Origin of the sequence: Streptococcus mitis, assembly GCF_003944325.1 — a bacterium.
GTDB classification, from domain to species: domain Bacteria; phylum Bacillota; class Bacilli; order Lactobacillales; family Streptococcaceae; genus Streptococcus; species Streptococcus mitis_CW.
This window is the reverse complement of the sequence record NZ_RJPX01000012.1, coordinates 1-21,294: the sequence shown is the minus strand read 5'-3', so window position 1 is coordinate 21,294 and position 21,294 is coordinate 1. Positions and strand designations below refer to the sequence as shown.

Below are 21,294 nucleotides of genomic sequence, written 5' to 3'. Positions count from 1 at the left end.
AATTTAGTTAATAAGACCAAAGAGGTCATATATATAAAGGAGTCACAAAAATCATGAACAAACGTGTAAAAATCGTTGCAACTTTAGGTCCTGCGGTAGAGATCCGTGGTGGTAAAAAATTTGGTGATGACGGATACTGGAGTGGAAAACTGGATGTTGAAGCTTCTGCTAAAAACATTGCTAAATTGATTGAAGCTGGTGCTAACACATTCCGTTTCAACTTCTCACACGGTGACCACCAAGAACAAGGTGACCGTATGGCAACTGTTAAACTTGCTGAAAAACTTGCAGGTAAAAAAGTTGGTTTCCTTCTTGATACAAAAGGACCAGAAATCCGTACAGAATTGTTTGAAGGAGATGCAAAAGAGTACTCTTACACAACTGGTGAAAAAATCCGTGTTGCAACTAAACAAGGAATTAAATCAACTCGTGATGTGATTGCATTGAACGTTGCTGGAGCTCTTGATATCTATGATGATGTTGAAGTTGGTCGTCAAGTTTTGGTTGACGATGGTAAACTTGGTCTTCGTGTGGTTGCTAAAGATGATGCAACTCGTGAATTTGAAGTTGAAGTTGAAAATGACGGTGTAATCGCAAAACAAAAAGGTGTTAATATCCCTAACACTAAAATTCCTTTCCCAGCTCTTGCTGAACGTGATAACGATGATATCCGCTTTGGTCTTGAACAAGGTATCAACTTCATCGCGATTTCATTCGTACGTACTGCAAAAGATGTAAACGAAGTTCGTGCAATCTGTGAAGAAACTGGAAACGGACATGTTCAATTGTTCGCTAAAATCGAAAATCAACAAGGTATCGACAACTTGGATGAAATTATCGAAGCTGCTGATGGTATCATGATCGCTCGTGGTGACATGGGTATCGAAGTACCATTCGAAATGGTTCCAGTTTACCAAAAAATGATCATCAAGAAAGTCAATGCTGCAGGTAAAGTTGTTATCACTGCAACAAACATGCTTGAAACAATGACTGAAAAACCTCGTGCAACTCGTTCAGAAGTATCAGACGTATTTAACGCTGTTATCGATGGAACTGACGCTACAATGCTTTCAGGTGAGTCTGCAAACGGTAAATACCCACTTGAGTCAGTAACTACAATGGCTACTATCGATAAGAACGCTCAAACTCTTCTTAACGAATACGGCCGTTTGAACTCAGATTCATTCGAACGTAACTCTAAGACAGAAGTAATGGCTTCAGCTGTTAAAGATGCTACTAACTCAATGGACATTAAATTGGTTGTAACTCTTACTAAGACAGGTCACACTGCACGTTTGATTTCTAAATACCGTCCAAATGCTGATATCTTGGCGTTGACATTTGACGAATTGACAGAACGTGGATTGATGTTGAACTGGGGTGTTATCCCAATGTTGACAGATGCTCCATCTTCAACTGATGATATGTTCGAAATTGCTGAACGTAAAGCAGTTGAAGCAGGTCTTGTACAATCTGGTGACGATATCGTTATCGTAGCTGGTGTACCACTTGGAGAAGCTGTTCGTACAAACACAATGCGTATCCGTACAGTACGTTAATTTAATAACAAAAAGCCTATCATATCAAGCTTTCTAGCTTGTGTGATGGGCTCTTTTTTTGTAAAGAGGGTTGAAAAAAGGGGGGCAAAATTTTTACTTGCGATTTAGAATGAAATGAAATAAGAAATGACCAAAACGATTAGGAATCCTAATTAATTTCTAGGAGTATTTTTAGCAATTATAGCGTACTATTCCAGATTCAATATGTTATAAAATGAAGCTATAAAAAAACTGAATTTCAGCAGAAAATGAAATGAATCCTTCTACAATAAAACGCATATTATCAAGGTTTTCTATGCCTGATAATATGCGTTTTCAGATTTTAAAGCCTTTTTGGCTAGTCTATAAAACTATTTAAATTAGTTTTTTGAAGCTGCTTGGAATTCAGGATTTTTCCATGCTTCGTCAATGATAGCTTGCAATTCTTTTGCAGATGCTTGCATTTTTTGAGTTTCTGCGTCGTTCAATGGGATGTTTACTGGACGAACGATACCGTGTGCACCAACGATAGCTGGTTGACCGATAAAGACGTTCTCAACACCATATTGACCTTCTTGGAATACAGAAAGTGGAAGTACTGCATTTTCATCATCAAGGATTGCTTTTGTGATACGAGCAAGGGCTACAGCGATACCGTAGTATGTTGCACCTTTTTTGTTAATGATTGAGTAAGCGGCGTCACGAACAGAAATGAAGAGTTCTACAAGGTCAGCTTCATCTAAGTCACGGTTTGCTTGCAACCATTGTTCCAATTTAACACCGGCAACGTTAGCATGTGACCAAACAGCAAATTCTGAGTCACCGTGCTCACCCATGATGTAGGCATGGACTGAACGAGCATCAACACCGATTTTTTCAGCAAGCGCTTGACGGAAACGAGCTGAGTCAAGAGAAGTACCAGAACCGATAACGCGTTCTTTAGGGAATCCAGAGAATTTCCAAGTTGAATAAGTCAAGACATCTACTGGGTTAGCAGCAACAAGGAAGATACCATTGAAACCTGAAGCAACGACTTGTTCAACGATTGATTTGTTGATAGCAAGGTTTTTACCTACAAGGTCAAGACGAGTTTCACCTGGTTTTTGAGGAGCACCAGCAGTGATAACAACAAGGTCAGCGTCCGCACAGTCTTCGTACTTAGCAGCGTAGATTTTCTTTGGTGAAGTAAATGCAAGCGCGTGGCTAAGGTCTTCAGCATCACCAACTGCTTTTTCAAACAATTGAGGAATTTCAATAATACCAAGTTCTTGTGCGATTCCTTGAGTAACAAGAGCAAAAGCGTAAGATGAACCTACGGCACCATCACCAACAAGGATAACTTTTTTGTGTTGTTTAGTTGAAGTCATTATTCTAAACATCTCCTTAATTTTATTCAGGGTTTTCCCCAGTTATTTCAATTCTATCACTTTTAAAATGCTTTGTCACGGATATGCATTAGAGTTCTTGATGTAAACGTTTTAGCTGTTTTAGATACCTGAAATATTGAAGATGTTATGGTATAATATTGTTAATTACTAATAGTGAAATGAGGCATTTATTAATGCAGGATAGAAATTTAGTGAATGTCAATCTGACAAAGGAGATGAAGACGAGCTTTATCGACTACGCCATGAGTGTTATCGTTGCGCGGGCTCTTCCTGATGTTCGAGATGGCTTGAAACCCGTTCACCGTCGGATTCTCTACGGAATGAATGAATTAGGTGTTACTCCAGACAAACCTCATAAAAAATCTGCTCGTATTACAGGGGATGTCATGGGTAAATATCACCCTCACGGAGATTCCTCTATCTATGAAGCCATGGTTCGTATGGCTCAATGGTGGAGCTACCGTTACATGCTTGTAGATGGGCATGGAAACTTTGGTTCCATGGATGGAGACGGTGCTGCGGCACAACGTTATACCGAGGCACGCATGAGCAAGATTGCTCTGGAGATGCTTCGTGATATCAATAAAAATACGGTTGATTTCGTTGATAACTATGATGCCAATGAACGTGAACCCTTGGTCTTGCCAGCACGTTTTCCAAACCTTTTGGTTAATGGAGCAACTGGTATTGCTGTTGGGATGGCAACCAATATTCCACCTCACAACCTTGGAGAAACCATTGATGCGGTGAAGTTGGTCATGGACAATCCTGAAGTGACCACTAAGGACTTGATGGAAGTCTTGCCTGGTCCAGATTTTCCAACAGGTGCCCTTGTCATGGGAAAATCAGGTATCCATAAGGCTTACGAAACAGGTAAAGGTTCTATTGTTCTTCGTTCTCGTACTGAAATCGAAGAAACTAAGACTGGCCGTGAGCGCATCGTTGTAACAGAATTTCCATACATGGTCAACAAAACAAAGGTGCATGAGCATATTGTTCGTTTGGTCCAGGAAAAACGTATTGAGGGGATTACAGCAGTCCGTGATGAGTCAAACCGTGAAGGTGTTCGATTTGTTATTGAAGTCAAGCGTGATGCCTCAGCCAATGTAATCCTCAATAACCTCTTCAAGATGACCCAGATGCAAACCAACTTTGGTTTCAATATGTTGGCTATCCAAAATGGTGTACCGAAGATTTTGTCTCTTCGTCAGATTTTGGATGCTTATATTGAGCACCAAAAAGAAGTGGTTGTTCGTCGGACACGTTTTGATAAGGAAAAAGCAGAAGCGCGTGCTCACATCTTAGAAGGTCTCTTAATTGCACTAGATCATATCGACGAAGTGATTCGTATCATCCGTGCTAGTGAAACGGATGCGGAAGCACAAGCTGAGTTGATGAGTAAGTTCAAGCTTTCTGAACGTCAAAGTCAGGCTATCCTAGATATGCGCCTTCGTCGTTTGACAGGTTTGGAACGCGATAAGATTCAGTCTGAGTATGATGACCTCTTGGCTTTGATTGCCGATTTAGCAGATATTCTTGCTAAACCAGAACGTGTTTCTCAAATCATTAAAGATGAATTAGACGAAGTCAAGCGTAAGTTTGGCGACCAACGTCGTACTGAATTGATGGTTGGGGAAGTATTGAGTCTTGAAGATGAGGACTTGATTGAAGAATCGGATGTCTTGATCACTCTGTCTAACAAAGGATACATTAAACGTCTAGATCAGGGTGAATTTACTGCTCAAAAACGTGGAGGTCGTGGTGTTCAAGGGACAGGTGTTAAGGATGACGATTTTGTTCGTGAATTAGTGTCAACTAGCACCCATGATCACCTACTCTTCTTTACAAATAAAGGACGTGTCTATCGCCTGAAAGGCTATGAAATTCCTGAATATGGTCGTACCGCTAAGGGATTGCCAATTGTCAATCTTTTGAAATTGGATGAAGGCGAAAGTATTCAGACTATCATCAATGTTGAATCTGAACGCAGTGATGAAGCCTATCTCTTCTTCACAACCCGTCATGGTATCGTGAAGAGAACCAGCGTTAAGGAATTTGCTAATATTCGTCAGAATGGGCTTAAAGCATTGAACCTCAAAGATGAAGATGAGTTGATTAATGTACTGCTGACAGAAGAAGATACGGATATTATCATTGGTACTAAGTTTGGCTATGCAGTGCGCTTTAATCAATCAGCAGTTCGTGGAATGAGTCGTATCGCTACGGGTGTGAAAGGTGTCAATCTTCGTGAAGGAGATACAGTAGTTGGTGCCAGTGTGATTACAGACCAGGACGAGGTTCTTATCATCACAGAAAAAGGCTATGGTAAGCGTACAGTTGCGACCGAATATCCAACAAAAGGTCGTGGTGGTAAAGGGATGAAGACGGCTAATGTAGCTGAGAAAAATGGTCCTCTATCAGGTCTTTTGACCGTTAAAGGCGATGAAGACTTGATGATTATCACTGATACGGGTGTCATGATTCGAACCAACGTTGCCAATATTTCACAAACAGGTCGTTCAACTATGGGAGTTAAAGTGATGCGCCTGGATCAGGATGCTAAAATTGTGACCTTTACTACGGTTGCAGCGTCAGAAAAAGAAGAAGTTGGGACAGAAAACGAAACAGAAGGTGAAGCATAATGTCTCATAAAAAGAATAAAAATAAAACAAATCGTAAAAATTTACTAATCAATGTCTTGGCAGGATTTTTAATCATCTTGTCAGTGGCTTTGATTTTCAATTCAAAAATTCGTGATATCTTCATGGTTTGGAATACTAACAAGTATCAAGTCAGTCAGGTATCAAAAGAAAAATTGGAAGAAAATCAAGATACAGAAGGTAATTTTGACTTTGACTCAGTAAAAGCCATTTCGTCAGAAGCTGTCTTGTCCTCACAATGGAATTCGCAAAAATTGCCAGTTATTGGTGGAATTGCTATTCCTGAAGTAGAAATTAACTTGCCAATTTTTAAAGGTCTTGATAATGTTAATCTCTTCTATGGAGCTGGTACAATGAAGCGTGATCAAGTGATGGGGAAAGGAAACTATTCACTTGCGAGTCATCACATTTTTACAGCAGAAAATGCCAGTCAGATGCTATTTTCTCCATTATCACGTGCTAAAAATGGGATGAAAATTTATCTAACAGATAAGGATAAGGTTTATACCTATGTCATTCATGAGGTCAAGCATGTAACTCCAGATCGTGTGGATGAGATTGATGACCGTAGTGGTGTTGATGAAATCACACTTGTAACATGTGTGGACTATGATGCGACAGAGCGAATTATTGTAAAAGGTGATTTGAAAGATACAAAAGACTATTCACAAACACCTGAAGAAGTCCTAACAGCCTTCAACCAACCATATAAGCAACGTTATTAATTTTTAAAGAATCAGTAAACATTTAGTTTTGCTGGTTCTTTTTATGGCTTTATAAGCAAACTATGTAATGCTAATACTCAATGAAAATCAAAGAGCAAACTAGCCGCAGGTTGCTCAAAACACTGTTTTGAGGTTGCAAATAGAGCTGACGTGGTTTGAAGAGATTTTCGAAGAGTATAAATCAATACAAATGTTATAAATTTAAGAAAATGATTACTCATTCAAAAAAAATGTGTTATAATAATAAATATAAAAAAATAGGAGATGTTTATGAGTTCTTCAGAGTTTATTTCGAAGATAGATTATTATTGCCACAAGAAAGAAAGTCTTTTCAATCAAAGTAAGTTCAAGTATGCTATTCGTTCCATGTTTGCAGGTGCTTTTTTAACCTTCAGTACAGCTGCTGGGGCTATTGGTGCGGATTTATTAAATAATATTGTTCCAAATAGTGGGTATTTCCTTTTCCCATTTGTTTTCGCTTGGGGGCTGGCCTATATCGTCTTTCTAAATGCGGAATTGATAACTTCCAATATGATGTACCTAACAGCTGGAGTGTTCTTGAAAAAGATTGATTGGAAAAAGGCAGTAATTATTTTACTATACTGTACTTTGTTTAATCTCATTGGTGCCCTGGTAGCTGGATGGGCCTTTGCTAACTCATCAGCATTTTCTCATCTGACCCATGATAGTTTCCTTCCTAAGCTTGTAGCCAAGAAGTTGGCGCGTCCAAGTGAGTTAGTCCTGCTTGAGGGGATTCTTGCCAATGTATTTGTAAATATTGCCATTCTTTCGTCTATATTAGTCAAAGATGGTGCTGCCAAACTATGGATCATTTTATCAGCTATTTCAATGTTTGTCTTCTTGTCCAATGAGCACATCGCTGCCAATTTTGCTTCTTTCAGTATTATGAAATTCAGCATGATTGCTGATCAAGTACCTCACTTTGATCTTGCAAATATCCTTCGACATTGGGGAGTTACCTTTATTGCCAACTTTATAGGTGGAGGGCTTCTGATCGGTTTACCATATGCCTTCCTCAATAAGAATGAAGATACTTATGTCGATTAAGAAGAATCAGTGTATCAGGGAGAATCAGAACAATTCTCTCTTTTTCTTTTATAAAATAGGCTTGCAGAGAAAATCGTTTTTAAATTGTAACAACAAAATATATTAAGTAGAATAAAAGTTATTCCATGCAAGCTCAATATCCTGATAATTGAAAATTCTAAAAGCTTGTTATTAAAACAATGTAAACGATTGCTGGATTTATAAATTTATTAAAAATACAATTAGGAAAGGCTTTTCATTATATCTATTTTATGTTATAATTATCACAAATAAAAGTTTTAGGAGTTTATCATGGTTTCTTCAGAATTTATCTCAAAGATTGAATTTGCTTGTAAGAAGAAAGAAAGTCTTTATAGCCAAAGCAAATTTAAGTATGCGATTCGTTCTATGTTTGCAGGTGCTTTTTTAACCTTCAGTACTGCTGCAGGTGCAGTTGGGGCTGACTTGATTAATAAAATTGCACCAGGTAGTGGACGCTTCCTCTTCCCCTTTGTCTTTGCTTGGGGATTGGCATACATTGTTTTCTTGAATGCCGAGTTGGTAACATCAAACATGATGTTCTTGACTGCTGGTAGTTTCTTGAAAAAAATCTCTTGGAGAAAAACAGCTGAGATTTTACTTTACTGTACCTTGTTCAACCTTATCGGAGCTTTGATAGCAGGTTGGGGCTTTGCTCACTCAGCAGCTTATGCACATCTGACACATGATAGCTTTATTTCAGGGGTTGTTGAGATGAAGTTAGGCCGTTCAAATGAATTAGTCTTACTTGAGGCGATTTTGGCAAATATTTTCGTAAATATTGCGATTCTTTCATTTGTTTTGGTCAAAGATGGTGGTGCCAAACTATGGCTTGTTTTGTCAGCAATTTACATGTTTGTATTCTTGACAAACGAGCACATTGCGGCGAACTTTGCTTCTTTCGCGATTGTAAAATTCAGTGTTGCTGCTGACTCAATTGCTAATTTCGGTGTTGGAAATATGCTTCGTCACTGGGGTGTAACCTTCATTGGGAACTTGATTGGTGGTGGCTTCTTGATGGGTCTTCCGTATGCCTTCCTCAATAAAAACGAAGATACTTATGTAGATTAAGAAAATGAGCACGAGTGAGTCGTGCCTTTTTCATTTTTAAAATAAGGTAATAGTTATTTATTATATCAAAATATAGAAAACTAATATTGGTAAACTATACCTTAAGGTGCTACAATATCCTTAATCAAACTATATGGAGGTCGCCTTATGACTCGTGATTTTAAATTTGAAACTCTACAACTACATGCTGGTCAAGTAGTTGATCCAGCAACTAAGTCTCGTGCAGTGCCGATTTACCAGACAACATCCTTTGTTTTTGATGACACGCAGGAAGGTGCCGATTTGTTTGCCTTGAGAAAACTAGGTAATATCTATACTCGTATTACCAACCCTACAACGGCTGCTTTTGAAGAAAGAATTGCTGCCCTTGAAGGTGGTGTTGGTGCGCTAGCAACAGCATCAGGTATGGCCGCAGTGACTTATACGATTTTGGCGCTTGCCCATGCTGGTGACCATCTAGTGGCTGCTTCGACTATTTACGGTGGAACCTTCAATCTCTTGAAAGAAACCCTTCCTCGTTATGGTATCACAACAACCTTTGTGGATGTGGATAATTTGGAGGAAGTGGAAGCAGCTATCAATGGCAATACTAAGCTTGTCTTGATTGAAACCTTGGGTAACCCCTTGATTAACATTCCAGATTTGGAAAAATTGGCTGAGATTGCGCATAAGCACCAGATTCCACTTGTTTCTGACAATACCTTTGCCACACCTTACTTGATTAATGTCTTTTCTCACGGTGTAGATATTGCCATTCACTCAGCGACTAAGTTTATCGGTGGGCATGGTACGACTATTGGTGGAGTGATTGTCGATAGCGGTCGTTTTGACTGGGCAGCTTCAGGGAAATTCCCTCAATTTGTTGAGGAAGACCCAAGTTATCACAACTTGAGCTATACTCGTGATGTAGGTGCAGCAGCCTTTATTATCGCTGTCCGTGTTCAATTGCTTCGTGATACAGGTGCAGCTATTTCACCTTTCAATGCATTCTTGTTGTTACAAGGACTTGAAACCCTTTCTCTTCGTGTGGAACGTCACGTGCAAAATGCTGAGAAAATTGTTGATTTCCTTGTCAACCATCCTAAGGTAGAAAAAGTTAACTATCCAAAATTGGCAGATAGTCCTTATCATGCTTTGGCTGAGAAATACTTGCCTAAAGGTGTGGGCTCCATCTTTACCTTCCATGTCAAAGGTGGAGAGGCAGAAGCTCGCAAGGTAATTGATCATTTAGAAATCTTCTCTGACCTTGCAAATGTGGCAGATGCTAAATCTCTTGTTGTCCATCCAGCAACAACTACTCACGGTCAATTGCCAGAAAAAGACCTGGAAGCAGCAGGTGTCACACCAAATCAAATCCGCTTGTCTATCGGACTCGAAAATGTAGAGGATTTGATCGAAGATTTGCGCTTGGCCTTGGAAAAAATTTAACGAAAAAGATATAAACAGTGGGTTTCGACTCACTGTTTTTGATTTTCCCTTAGGCATGATATAATGGTTACAGAAGTCTAGAAAGAGGAACGATATGAACGAAATCAAATGTCCCAACTGTGGGGAAGTCTTTACAGTAAATGAGAGTCAGTATGCCGAACTTCTGTCTCAAGTGAGAACAGCTGAGTTTGATAAGGAACTGCACGACCGGATGAAGCAGGAACTGGCTTTGGTTGAGCAAAAGGCCATAAATGAGCAACAGACTAAACTGGCTCAAAAAGACCAAGAAATTGCGCAATTGCAGAGTCAAATCCAAAACTTTGATACAGAGAAAGAGTTGGCCAAGAAAGAAGTTGAACAGACAAGCCATCAGGCTCTCTTGGCCAAGGACAAGGAAGTGCAGGCTTTGGAAAACCAATTGGCTACCTTGCGTTTGGAACATGAAAATCAACTACAAAAGACCCTTTCTGACCTACAAAAAGAACGGGATCAGGTTAAAAATCAGCTCCTCTTGCAAGAAAAGGAAAATGAGTTATCTTTGGCTTCTGTTAAGCAAGACTACGAAGCCCAGCTTAAAGCAGCCAGTGAACAAGTAGAATTTTACAAGAATTTCAAGGCTCAACAATCTACAAAAGCAATCGGGGAAAGTCTGGAACAGTATGCAGAGAGTGAGTTTAACAAGGTCCGCAGTTTTGCCTTCCCGAATGCTTACTTTGAAAAGGATAACAAGGTCTCTGCGCGTGGTTCCAAAGGGGACTTTATCTTCCGTGAGAGTGATGAAAATGGGGTCGAAATTATTTCCATCATGTTTGAAATGAAAAATGAAGCAGATGGGACTGAGAAGAAGCACAAGAATGTGGATTTTTACAAGGAATTGGACAAGGACCGTCGTGAAAAGAATTGCGAATATGCCGTGTTGGTGACTATGTTAGAAGCAGATAACGATTACTTTAACACAGGAATTGTTGACGTCAGTCACGAGTATGAAAAGATGTATGTGGTCCGTCCTCAATTCTTTATCCAGTTGATTGGACTCTTGCGTAATGCGGCGCTAAATTCCCTAAAATACAAGCAGGAGTTGGCCTTGGTTCGCGAACAAAATATCGATATTACGCATTTTGAAGAAGACTTGGATGCCTTTAAACTAGCCTTTGCCAAGAACTACAACTCTGCTTCAACCAACTTTGGTAAAGCTATCGATGAAATCGACAAGGCCATCAAACGCATGGAAGAGGTCAAGAAGTTCCTAACCACATCCGAAAACCAACTCCGCCTTGCAAACAATAAATTGGAAGATGTTTCGGTCAAAAAATTGACTCGAAAAAATCCAACCATGAAAGCGAAGTTTGAAGCACTGAAGGGAGAGTGAAAAAGCAACACATGAACGGTATTATCAACTTAAAAAAAGAAGCGGGGATGACCTCGCATGATGCGGTTTTTAAGCTGCGTAAGATTTTGGGAACCAAGAAAATTGGTCATGGTGGAACCTTGGATCCAGATGTAGTGGGTGTTTTGCCCATTGCGGTTGGCAAGGCAACCCGCATGGTAGAGTTTATGCAGGATGAAGGCAAGGTCTATGAGGGGGAAATCACTCTTGGATATTCAACGACGACCGAGGATGCTAGTGGAGAAATGGTCGCAGAGACTCCTGTTTTGTCGCCCTTGGATGAAAAGCTTGTTGATGAAGCTATTACGAGCCTGACTGGGCCTATTAGTCAGATTCCCCCTATGTATTCGGCTGTTAAGGTCAATGGTCGCAAGCTCTATGAGTATGCGCGTGCTGGTCAGGAAGTGGAGCGTCCAGAACGTCAGGTGACCATTTATCAATTTGAACGAACAAGTCCGATTTCTTATGATGGCGAACTTGCACGCTTTACTTTTCGTGTGAAATGTAGCAAGGGGACTTATATCCGTACCTTGTCAGTTGACTTGGGAGAGAAGCTTGGTTATGCGGCTCATATGTCTCATTTAACACGGACGAGTGCTGCAGGTTTACAACTGGAGGATGCTCTGACCTTGGAAGAAATTGCTGAAAGAGTAGAGGTAGGGCAACTAGACTTTCTCCATCCTCTTGAGATTGGGACGGGTGACCTTGTCAAAGTTTTCCTAACTCCAGAAGAGGCTACAGAAGTTCGCTTTGGTCGTTTTATTGAGCTAGACCAAACGGATAAAGAACTGGCTGCCTTTGAAGGCGATACATTGCTAGCCATTCTAGAAAAACGAGGTAATCTCTACAAGCCAAGGAAGGTTTTTATCTAGTCTAACTGAGGTTTAGGGAGTGTTGTTTCCCCTAGATTATCCAAATCAGACTATAAATTTTGCAAAAAATGTGATAGAATAGACGACGGATAAAAAAACGGAGGATAGCATGCAAAATAGACCAATCATTATCGGAGTGACAGGTGGTTCTGGTGGAGGAAAAACCAGTGTTTCAAGAGCCATTTTATCGCATTTCCCTGATGAAAAGATTTCCATGATTGAGCATGATTCATACTACAAGGATCAGTCTCATTTGACCTTTGAAGAGCGTGTCAAAACCAACTATGACCATCCTTTTGCCTTTGATACAGACTTGATGATCGAGCAAATTAAGGAATTGTTGGCAGGGCGTCCTGTGGACATCCCGACTTATGACTATACAGAGCATACACGGAGCAGCAAGACCTATCGTCAGGAGCCTCAAGATGTCTTTATCGTTGAGGGGATTTTGGTCTTGGAGGACCAGCGTCTGCGTGATTTGATGGATATCAAGATTTTTGTGGATACAGATGATGATGTGCGCATTATTCGTCGTATCAAGCGCGATATGGAAGAGCGTGGCCGTAGCCTTGATAGCGTTATTGACCAGTATTTAGGTGTGGTCAAACCAATGTACCACCAGTTTATCGAACCAACCAAGCGTTATGCTGATATCGTCATTCCTGAGGGAGTCAGCAATACAGTTGCTATTGATCTTTTGACGACCAAGATTGCAAAGATTTTGGAAGAAGCTCGTAACAGCAAATAATCAGATGAGGAGGCCTTGCCTCCTTTTTCTATTTTTCCCCCATAATGGTACATAAATGGAGATTTTTAGGCATATTTTTGGTATAATAATACCCATGAAAGAGCAAGAGAATGAATAGTAGGTGAAGATGGAAAAGTATTTATCAGTAACAACTTTGACCAAGTATCTGAAAATGAAATTCGATAAAGACCCTTACTTGGAACGGGTCTATTTAACTGGTCAAGTTTCCAACTTTCGTAAACGACCTACTCACCAATACTTCTCCCTAAAAGATGACCATGCAGTCATTCAAGCGACCATCTGGTCTGGGATTTATCAGAAATTAGGTTTCGACCTGGAAGAAGGGATGAAAATCAATGTGATTGGGCGTGTGCAGGTCTATGAACCGAGCGGTAGCTACTCCATCATTATTGAAAAAGCTGAGCCTGATGGGGTTGGAGCGCTTGCGATTCAGTTTGAACAACTCAAGAAAAAATTGACAGAAGAAGGCCTGTTTCAAGAACGCTTCAAGCAACCTCTGCCTCAATTTTCTAAGAGAATTGGTGTAGTAACCAGTCGCAGTGGAGCCGTGATTCGAGATATTATCACGACCGTCAGCAGGCGTTTTCCAGGTGTTGATATCCTTCTCTATCCGACTAAGGTTCAAGGTGAAGGGGCTGCGGAGGAAATTGCTCGTAATATTGCGCGTGCTAATCAACGGGACGATTTGGATTTGCTTATTATTGGTCGTGGTGGAGGTTCCATCGAGGATCTCTGGGCCTTTAACGAAGAAATTGTGGTACGAGCTATTTTTGAATCTCGTTTGCCAGTTATCTCTAGTGTGGGGCATGAGACAGATGTGACCTTGGCGGATTTTGTGGCAGATAGACGGGCTGCGACACCAACAGCTGCTGCTGAACTGGCAACACCTGTTACCAAGTTGGATTTATTAGCTCATTTGCAAAATCAAGAAAAACGGATGGCAACAGCAGTCCGAAATGTCCTATCTAAGAAACAAGAAGCTTTGAAAAAATGCAGTCAGTCTGTCATCTTTAGACAGCCAGAACGTTTGTATGATGGCTATTTACAACGTTTGGATCAACTACAACTGCGTTTAAAACAAAGTTTGCGAACACGGATTTCTGATAGCAACCAATTAGTACAAGCAAGGACGCATCGACTGATCCAATTATCACCTGTTACCAAAATTCAACGTTATCAGGATCGGCTTGCACAGTTGGACAAGCTCCTCCGTAGCCAAATGGCACTAGTTTATGATGCCAAGGTTGCTGAGGTTAAGAGATTATCAGAAGCCTTACTGATGTTGGATACCAGTCGAATCGTGGCGCGTGGTTATGCTATTGTCAAAAAAGAAGAGTCCGTAGTTGATTCGGTTGAAAATTTGAAGAAAAAAGACCAAGTGACGCTTTTGATGCGAGATGGTCAAGTAGAATTAGAGGTTAAAAATGTCAAAACAAAAGAAATTTGAGGAAAATCTAGCAGAACTGGAAACCATTGTCCAAAGTTTGGAAAATGGTGAAATTGCTCTGGAAGATGCGATTGCTGCCTTTCAAAAGGGCATGGTCTTGTCAAAAGAGCTTCAAGCGACGCTGGACAAGGCTGAAAAGACCTTGGTCAAGGTCATGCAAGAAGACGGAACAGAAAGTGATTTTGAATGAAGAAGCAAGAAAAATTAGCTCTTGTCGAGTCGGCCTTGGAAGACTTTTATGGAGACCAGCAGTTTGCCTCTAGTTTGCGAGAGTCTGTTCTCTATTCCATTCATGCTGGTGGCAAGCGTATTCGGCCTTTTCTCTTGTTAGAAGTTCTGGAAGCCTTGCAGGTCGCTATTAAACCTGCTCACGCGCAGGTAGCTGCGGCCTTGGAAATGATCCATACAGGGAGCTTGATTCATGATGACCTTCCTGCCATGGATGATGATGATTACCGTCGGGGACGCTTGACCAATCACAAGAAATTCGGTGAAGCTATGGCCATTTTGGCTGGAGATGCTTTATTTCTGGACCCCTATGCCTTGATTGCGCAGGCAGATTTGCCAAGTCAAATCAAGGTGGACTTGATTGCCAACTTATCGCTTGCTTCAGGAAGTCTGGGCATGGTGGCAGGGCAAGTTCTGGACATGGAGGGTGAACACCAGCACCTGTCTTTGGAAGAACTCCAGACCATTCATGCTAATAAGACTGGAAAATTACTAGCCTATCCCTTCCAAGCAGCTGCTATCATAGCCGAATTAGCACCTGAAATGCAGGCAAAGCTGAAAACTGTTGGCGAATTGATTGGGCTTGCTTTTCAAGTTCGAGATGACGTACTTGATGTGACAGCTAGTTTTGAGGAAATCGGTAAGACACCACAAAAGGATCTACAGGCAGAAAAATCAACCTATCCTGCCTTGTTGGGTTTGGAAGAGGCAATTGTCTTTTGTAACCAGACTTTGGATCAAGCTAATGCCAAATTAGAAGAAATTGCCCAACAGGTTCCCTTTAAGATAGAATCGATTGTGAAAGTAGTAGAAAGTTTGAGAATCAATGGCTAAGGAAAGAGTGGATGTACTAGCTTATAAACAGGGCTTGTTTGAAACGAGAGAGCAGGCCAAGCGCGGTGTGATGGCTGGTCTAGTTGTAGCAGTTCTTAACGGAGAGCGGTTTGACAAGCCAGGAGAGAAAATCCCAGACGACATCGAGTTAAAACTTAAGGGTGAAAAACTCAAGTATGTCAGCCGTGGTGGCTTGAAACTGGAGAAGGCCTTGCAGATCTTTGATTTGTCAGTAGAAGGGGCAACAACGATTGATATTGGGGCTTCCACTGGAGGCTTTACCGATGTCATGTTGCAAAATGGTGCTGAGTTGGTCTTTGCAGTTGATGTTGGTACCAATCAGTTGACTTGGAAACTACGCCAGGACCCACGAGTTGTCAGCATGGAACAGTTTAATTTCCGCTATGCTGAAAAGACTGACTTTGAAAAGGAACCGAGCTTTGCCAGTATTGATGTGAGTTTCATTTCCCTCAGTCTGATTTTGCCAGCCTTGCACCGAGTCTTGGCTAATCAAGGTCAGGTTGTGGCTTTGATTAAGCCCCAATTTGAGGCAGGCCGAGAGCAGATTGGAAAAAATGGAATCATTCGCGATGCCAAGGTCCATCAACATGTCCTTGAATCTGTCACAGCTATGGCAGTAGAGGAAGGTTTTTCAATCCTTGGTTTGGACTTTTCTCCCATCCAAGGTGGACATGGAAATATTGAATTTTTAGCGTATTTGAAAAAAGAAGAGTCAGCAAGCAATCAGGTTCTTGCTGATATTGAAGAAGTAGTAGAGAGGGCGCATAGTCAATTTAAAAATGAATAAAAAAGAGAGACTTGAAAAAATTAGACGATTTGTGACAGATTATCAAATCGGCACGCAAGAAGAAATTGTAGAACATTTGAAAGAGGCAGGTATCACTGCCACTCAGGCAACGGTATCACGAGATATCAAAGAACTAGGTATTGTCAAAATTCCTTTGAGAGACAACACCTATGTCTATGAATTGCCAAAATCAATCGTAAAAAGTTTGCAATTGGCTGAAGACAATATCGAATCGGCAGAATTGATGGACAAGATGATCAATCTCCAAGTTATTCCAGGAAATACGGCTTTTGTAAAAGCTCAGTTAACCGAGACTTTTGTGGACAAGATTTTCAGCTGTTTGGCTGATGATAGCTCAATTTTAGTCATTGCCAGAAGTGAAAAGCTAGCTGAGGAAATCTTTGAACAAGTAAAAAATTGGTAGGTCTATATGTTACTTGAAATTTCGATAAAAAACTTTGCCATTATTGAGGCTATTTCCCTCAATTTTGAAAAGGGAATGACTGTCCTGACTGGTGAAACGGGTGCAGGGAAGTCGATTATTATTGATGCCATGAATATGATGTTGGGAGCTCGTGCGACGACAGATGTTATTCGTCATGGTGCGCCAAAGGCAGAGATTGAGGGGCTTTTCTCAGTTGAGAATAGTCGCCTTTTGCAGGAAATTTTTGATGAGCAAGGTTTGGAAATGGGGGATGAAATTATCATCCGTCGGGAAATTCTGCAAAATGGACGTAGTATCAGCCGTGTCAATGGCCAGATGGTCAATCTGTCTGTTTTGCGTGCTATTGGCCAACATCTTGTAGATATTCATGGTCAGCATGACCAAGAGGAGTTAATGCGTCCTCAACTGCACATCCAGATGTTGGATGAATTTGGCGATGCAGCTTTTTGGGACTTGAAAGAAACTTATCAAACGAGTTTTGATGCCTATCGAAAAATGCGCAAGCAGGTTCTGGAAGTCAAGAAAAACCAACAGGAACACAAGGCTCGTATCGAAATGTTGGAATTTCAAATGGCAGAGATTGAGGCGGCTAATTTGCAAGCAGGTGAAGACCTAGCTCTCAATCAAGAGCGAGATAAACTTCTCAACCATAAAAATATAGCCGATACCCTAACCAATGCCTACAGTATGTTAGACAATGAAGATTTTTCAAGTCTAGCCAATGTTCGTTCAGCCATGAATGACATGGAAAGTGTCGAAGAGTATGACCCTGAATACCGTGAAATTTCAAGCTCTTTATCTGAGACCTACTATGTCTTAGAAGATATTAGCAAACGTTTGGAAGCTATTATTGAGGGCCTTGATTTTGATGGCAATCGTCTTATGCAGGTTGAGAATCGTTTGGACCTTCTTCATACCATTACTCGTAAGTATGGTGGGACTGTAGACGATGTCTTGATTTACTTTGCTAAGATTACGGATGAATACAATCTCTTGACAGGCAACAACCTTTCTTCTGAAGACATGGAAGCAGAGCTCAAGAAATTGGAAGTTAATCTTGTCGATCTGGCAGGTCAACTTGCCTCTGCTCGTCATGATTTGGCTCAGCAGCTCGAAGATGAGATTAAACAAGAACTGCAAGACCTTTATATGGAAAAAGCTCAGTTTCAGGTTCGTTTTAGCAAGGGCAAATTCAGCCGTGAGGGCAATGAAACAGTTGAGTTTTACATTTCAACCAACCCTGGCGAAGACTTTAAACCCTTGGTCAAGGTTGCATCTGGTGGGGAATTATCCCGTCTCATGCTAGCTATCAAGTCTGCCTTTTCACGCAAAGAAGGTAAGACCAGCATTGTTTTTGATGAGGTGGATACGGGAGTTTCAGGTCGTGTAGCTCAGGCTATTGCACAGAAGATTCACAAGATTGGCCAGCATGGTCAGGTACTGGCTATTTCCCATTTGCCACAAGTGATTGCGATTGCGGATTATCAATTCTTTATTGAAAAAATTAGTAATGACCATTCAACGGTTTCGACCGTTCGTCTCTTGACAGTTGAAGAGCGAGTGGAAGAAGTTGCCAAGATGTTGGCAGGTGATGATGTGACAGAAGCAGCTCTGACGCAAGCCAGAGAATTGTTGAGAAACAGGGAGAAATAAGATGACAGACTATTATGTAATTGGAGATGTTCACGGAAAAGCTGGGATGCTAGAAGACCTTCTCAAAACCTGGAATGGTCAGACTCAGTTACTCTTTCTAGGGGATTTGATTGACCGTGGTGAGGATAGTCGCCGTGTCCTTGAAATGGTCAAGGACTTGGTTGATAATCAAGGGGCTATCTGTTTGTCAGGAAACCACGAGTATATGTTTCTGACTTGGCTTGATGACCCAGAAGAAAGTTATGATCACTATCGCCGTAATGGTGGAGATACAACCATTAACTCTATCCTAGGTCGTCCCTTGGATGCACCAGTTGACGGAGTAGAAGATGCCAAGCGGGTGGCTACTGAAGCGGCAGATTTGGTCGAATTTATTCGTCAAATGCCATTTGTGGTAGAGACAGACAAGTATATCTTTGTTCATGCTGGTATTGATTTGACCTTGGACGACTGGCATGAAACTACAGATTATAAAAAAGTCTGGCTTAGAAAACCATTCCACGAAGCCGAAAATCATACTGGAAAAATCATTGTCTTTGGTCATACACCGGTCTATGGTTTGCTGAAGCAAGAGCGTGGTACAGCTGAACTTTGGACTACAGAAGATGGCAAGATTGGAATGGATGGAGGAGCTGTTTATGGTGGTGTCCTTCATGGAATTGTCTTTACTGACCAAGGGATGACAGAACATCACTTTATTGAGAATGACGGCTTTGTCGCTGAAGATTAGTACTCCTAGCAGGGTATGGTCTTGTCAAAATGTCAAAAACAATTTATAATAAATAGATACCCTGAAAGGAAGAGAATCATGAACTTAGAAGAATTGAAAAAACGACAGGAGAAGATCCGTAACTTCTCTATTATCGCCCATATTGACCACGGGAAATCAACTCTAGCAGACCGCATTTTGGAAAAGACTGAGACCGTTTCAAGCCGTGAAATGCAAGCTCAACTTTTGGACAGCATGGATCTAGAGCGAGAACGTGGGATTACCATTAAACTCAATGCCATCGAGCTGAATTATACTGCCAAAGATGGGGAAACTTATATTTTCCACTTGATTGACACACCAGGACACGTAGACTTTACCTATGAAGTTTCACGTTCACTCGCTGCCTGTGAGGGGGCGATTTTGGTTGTCGATGCTGCCCAAGGGATTGAGGCTCAAACCCTTGCCAACGTGTATCTAGCCTTGGACAATGATTTGGAAATCATGCCAGTCATTAATAAGATTGACCTGCCGGCTGCAGATCCTGAGCGCGTGCGTACTGAGATTGAGGATGTGATTGGTTTGGATGCCAGTGAAGCAGTTTTAGCTTCTGCCAAGGCTGGTATCGGTATCGAAGAAATCCTCGAGCAAATCGTAGAAAAAGTGCCAGCCCCAACGGGTGATGTTGCAGCACCACTCAAAGCCTTGATTTTCGACTCGGTTTACGATGCTTACCGTGGGGTTATTCTTCAAGTGCGTGTCATGGATGGGGTGGTCAAACCTGGCGATAAGATTCAGCTTATGAGCAATGGCAAGACCTTTGATGTGACCGAAGTCGGTATATTTACACCCAAAGCAGTTGGTCGTGATTTCCTTGCGACTGGTGACGTTGGTTATATTGCGGCTTCTATCAAGACGGTTCAGGATACTCGTGTGGGTGATACTGTTACCTTGGCAACCAATCCTGCGACAGAGCCATTACATGGTTACAAGCAGATGAATCCTATGGTCTTTGCGGGTCTCTATCCCATCGAATCAAACAAGTACAATGACCTTCGTGAAGCCCTTGAAAAATTGCAACTGAATGACGCTAGTCTTCAGTTTGAACCAGAAACATCTCAGGCCCTTGGATTTGGTTTCCGTTGTGGGTTCCTTGGTCTTCTTCATATGGATGTTATCCAAGAACGTTTGGAACGCGAGTTCAACATTGACCTTATCATGACAGCTCCATCCGTTATCTATAAGGTTAATTTGACCGACGGTGAGTCTATGGATGTCTCTAACCCATCTGAGTTTCCAGACCCAACTAAGATTGCGACCATTGAAGAGCCTTATGTTAAAGCGCAAATCATGGTACCGCAAGAGTTTGTTGGAGCAGTGATGGAGCTAGCTCAGCGTAAGCGTGGGGACTTTGTGACTATGGACTATATTGATGATAATCGTGTCAATGTTATCTATCAAATTCCACTTGCTGAAATCGTCTTTGACTTCTTTGATAAGCTTAAGTCTTCGACACGTGGTTATGCAAGCTTTGACTACGAATTGTCAGAGTATCGTCCGTCTAAGCTGGTGAAAATGGATATCCTTCTCAATGGAGACAAGGTGGATGCCCTCAGCTTTATCGTTCATAAGGACTTTGCCTACGAACGTGGGAAACTCATCGTTGATAAGCTCAAGAAAATCATTCCTCGTCAACAATTTGAGGTGCCAATTCAAGCAGCTATTGGACACAAGATTGTGGCTCGTACTGATATCAAGGCCCTTCGTAAGAACGTACTTGCTAAATGTTATGGTGGTGACGTTTCTCGTAAACGTAAACTCCTTGAAAAACAAAAAGCTGGTAAGAAGCGCATGAAAGCTATCGGATCAGTAGAAGTTCCACAAGAAGCCTTCCTCAGCGTCTTGAGTATGGATGAAGAATAGTTGTCATAATTGCTTTTCCTTGTTCACAGGAAACTTATATCAGAATCAATAGTAAAGCAGGCTTAAATGGTCTGCTTTTTTAGGTACGACGGGCATGTCGTACATCTGAGGTGTAAGTCCTCCGTGGGCACCCGCTACCGGTGAACCCAATAGCGATTCCCAAGCCTGACTATCGTGAGGTAGCGGGGAGAGGAAGGGATAGCGAAATCGTGGCTCTACGAACAGGAACGTGATAGTAAGGCGTATATAGCGGATAAGGGGGCCTAAAACTCTAAAGTCCAAAAAGGTAGTCGTAACCTATATGCGTAAATCACGAGAGTAAA

At 41.3% G+C, this 21,294-nt stretch carries 18 protein-coding genes; 17 read left to right on the top strand and 1 reads right to left on the bottom strand.

Annotated features, from left to right (window positions below; genetic code table 11):
* Window positions 1-53 precede the first annotated feature (53 nt).
* Window positions 54-1,559, top strand: coding sequence for a pyruvate kinase (gene pyk / locus D8787_RS04995; protein ID WP_033683532.1), 1,506 nt, complete (start codon window positions 54-56; stop codon window positions 1,557-1,559).
* 359 nt (window positions 1,560-1,918) lie between these two features.
* Here the strand turns inward: pyk and D8787_RS04990 are convergent, their stop codons facing one another.
* Window positions 1,919-2,905, bottom strand: coding sequence for an L-lactate dehydrogenase (locus D8787_RS04990; RefSeq protein ID WP_102210187.1), 987 nt, complete (start codon window positions 2,903-2,905; stop codon window positions 1,919-1,921).
* A 194-nt stretch (window positions 2,906-3,099) separates the two neighbouring features.
* Between D8787_RS04990 and gyrA the strand changes: the two genes are divergently transcribed.
* The 16 genes from gyrA (at window position 3,100) to lepA (ending at window position 20,971) form a co-directional block, all read left to right on the top strand.
* A complete protein-coding gene (gyrA, locus tag D8787_RS04985) occupies window positions 3,100-5,568 on the top strand; it encodes a DNA gyrase subunit A (protein WP_102210186.1) in 2,469 nt (822 codons plus the stop codon).
* Window positions 5,568-6,311: a class A sortase gene (locus D8787_RS04980; protein ID WP_102210185.1), complete on the top strand. Its 744-nt coding sequence runs from the start codon at window positions 5,568-5,570 to the stop codon at window positions 6,309-6,311. Before gyrA ends, D8787_RS04980 begins: the two co-directional genes overlap by 1 nt.
* A gap of 270 nt (window positions 6,312-6,581) precedes the next feature.
* On the top strand, window positions 6,582-7,379 hold the full coding sequence (locus D8787_RS04975; protein ID WP_125421369.1) for a formate/nitrite transporter family protein: 798 nt from the start codon (window positions 6,582-6,584) through the stop codon (window positions 7,377-7,379).
* 291 nt (window positions 7,380-7,670) lie between these two features.
* Window positions 7,671-8,468 (top strand): formate/nitrite transporter family protein, encoded by a 798-nt coding sequence (locus D8787_RS04970; protein WP_000254776.1) that lies wholly within the window; start codon window positions 7,671-7,673, stop codon window positions 8,466-8,468.
* Between the two features lie 147 nt (window positions 8,469-8,615).
* Entirely contained in the window at window positions 8,616-9,896 is a 1,281-nt protein-coding gene (locus D8787_RS04965; protein ID WP_125421366.1) for an O-acetylhomoserine aminocarboxypropyltransferase/cysteine synthase family protein, read from the top strand.
* A 94-nt stretch (window positions 9,897-9,990) separates the two neighbouring features.
* A complete protein-coding gene (locus tag D8787_RS04960) occupies window positions 9,991-11,265 on the top strand; it encodes a DUF2130 domain-containing protein (protein WP_125421363.1) in 1,275 nt (424 codons plus the stop codon).
* Between the two features lie 11 nt (window positions 11,266-11,276).
* Window positions 11,277-12,155, top strand: a complete 879-nt coding sequence (gene truB / locus D8787_RS04955) for a tRNA pseudouridine(55) synthase TruB (protein ID WP_125421417.1) — start codon at window positions 11,277-11,279, stop codon at window positions 12,153-12,155.
* Window positions 12,156-12,264: 109 nt separating this feature from the next.
* A complete protein-coding gene (gene udk / locus D8787_RS04950; protein WP_125421360.1) occupies window positions 12,265-12,903 on the top strand; it encodes a uridine kinase in 639 nt (212 codons plus the stop codon).
* 127 nt (window positions 12,904-13,030) lie between these two features.
* The gene (gene xseA, locus D8787_RS04945) at window positions 13,031-14,371 is read left to right on the top strand and encodes an exodeoxyribonuclease VII large subunit (protein WP_125421357.1); all 1,341 of its coding nucleotides are present in this window, start codon (window positions 13,031-13,033) and stop codon (window positions 14,369-14,371) included.
* Complete coding sequence (locus D8787_RS04940; RefSeq protein WP_000043226.1) at window positions 14,349-14,561, top strand: exodeoxyribonuclease VII small subunit; 213 nt, start codon at window positions 14,349-14,351, stop codon at window positions 14,559-14,561. The genes xseA and D8787_RS04940 overlap by 23 nt, the downstream gene beginning before the upstream one ends.
* Window positions 14,558-15,433 (top strand): polyprenyl synthetase family protein, encoded by an 876-nt coding sequence (locus D8787_RS04935; protein ID WP_125421354.1) that lies wholly within the window; start codon window positions 14,558-14,560, stop codon window positions 15,431-15,433. Before D8787_RS04940 ends, D8787_RS04935 begins: the two co-directional genes overlap by 4 nt.
* Window positions 15,426-16,241: a TlyA family RNA methyltransferase gene (locus D8787_RS04930; protein ID WP_125421351.1), complete on the top strand. Its 816-nt coding sequence runs from the start codon at window positions 15,426-15,428 to the stop codon at window positions 16,239-16,241. Before D8787_RS04935 ends, D8787_RS04930 begins: the two co-directional genes overlap by 8 nt.
* A complete protein-coding gene (locus D8787_RS04925) occupies window positions 16,234-16,665 on the top strand; it encodes an arginine repressor (protein ID WP_125421348.1) in 432 nt (143 codons plus the stop codon). Before D8787_RS04930 ends, D8787_RS04925 begins: the two co-directional genes overlap by 8 nt.
* A gap of 6 nt (window positions 16,666-16,671) precedes the next feature.
* The gene (gene recN / locus D8787_RS04920) at window positions 16,672-18,339 is read left to right on the top strand and encodes a DNA repair protein RecN (protein WP_125421345.1); all 1,668 of its coding nucleotides are present in this window, start codon (window positions 16,672-16,674) and stop codon (window positions 18,337-18,339) included.
* Window position 18,340: 1 nt separating this feature from the next.
* Entirely contained in the window at window positions 18,341-19,069 is a 729-nt protein-coding gene (locus D8787_RS04915) for a metallophosphoesterase family protein (protein WP_125421342.1), read from the top strand.
* A 78-nt stretch (window positions 19,070-19,147) separates the two neighbouring features.
* Entirely contained in the window at window positions 19,148-20,971 is a 1,824-nt protein-coding gene (lepA, locus tag D8787_RS04910; protein WP_042901042.1) for a translation elongation factor 4, read from the top strand.
* The last annotated feature ends 323 nt before the right edge of the window (window positions 20,972-21,294 follow it).

Coding starts and splice junctions, on each gene's coding strand:
- pyk (WP_033683532.1), top strand. CDS start 54: ATGAACAAACGTGTAAAAATCGTTGCAACTTTAGGTCCTGCGGTAGAG.
- D8787_RS04990 (WP_102210187.1), bottom strand. CDS start 2,905: ATGACTTCAACTAAACAACACAAAAAAGTTATCCTTGTTGGTGATGGT.
- gyrA (WP_102210186.1), top strand. CDS start 3,100: ATGCAGGATAGAAATTTAGTGAATGTCAATCTGACAAAGGAGATGAAG.
- D8787_RS04980 (WP_102210185.1), top strand. CDS start 5,568: ATGTCTCATAAAAAGAATAAAAATAAAACAAATCGTAAAAATTTACTA.
- D8787_RS04975 (WP_125421369.1), top strand. CDS start 6,582: ATGAGTTCTTCAGAGTTTATTTCGAAGATAGATTATTATTGCCACAAG.
- D8787_RS04970 (WP_000254776.1), top strand. CDS start 7,671: ATGGTTTCTTCAGAATTTATCTCAAAGATTGAATTTGCTTGTAAGAAG.
- D8787_RS04965 (WP_125421366.1), top strand. CDS start 8,616: ATGACTCGTGATTTTAAATTTGAAACTCTACAACTACATGCTGGTCAA.
- D8787_RS04960 (WP_125421363.1), top strand. CDS start 9,991: ATGAACGAAATCAAATGTCCCAACTGTGGGGAAGTCTTTACAGTAAAT.
- truB (WP_125421417.1), top strand. CDS start 11,277: ATGAACGGTATTATCAACTTAAAAAAAGAAGCGGGGATGACCTCGCAT.
- udk (WP_125421360.1), top strand. CDS start 12,265: ATGCAAAATAGACCAATCATTATCGGAGTGACAGGTGGTTCTGGTGGA.
- xseA (WP_125421357.1), top strand. CDS start 13,031: ATGGAAAAGTATTTATCAGTAACAACTTTGACCAAGTATCTGAAAATG.
- D8787_RS04940 (WP_000043226.1), top strand. CDS start 14,349: ATGTCAAAACAAAAGAAATTTGAGGAAAATCTAGCAGAACTGGAAACC.
- D8787_RS04935 (WP_125421354.1), top strand. CDS start 14,558: ATGAAGAAGCAAGAAAAATTAGCTCTTGTCGAGTCGGCCTTGGAAGAC.
- D8787_RS04930 (WP_125421351.1), top strand. CDS start 15,426: ATGGCTAAGGAAAGAGTGGATGTACTAGCTTATAAACAGGGCTTGTTT.
- D8787_RS04925 (WP_125421348.1), top strand. CDS start 16,234: ATGAATAAAAAAGAGAGACTTGAAAAAATTAGACGATTTGTGACAGAT.
- recN (WP_125421345.1), top strand. CDS start 16,672: ATGTTACTTGAAATTTCGATAAAAAACTTTGCCATTATTGAGGCTATT.
- D8787_RS04915 (WP_125421342.1), top strand. CDS start 18,341: ATGACAGACTATTATGTAATTGGAGATGTTCACGGAAAAGCTGGGATG.
- lepA (WP_042901042.1), top strand. CDS start 19,148: ATGAACTTAGAAGAATTGAAAAAACGACAGGAGAAGATCCGTAACTTC.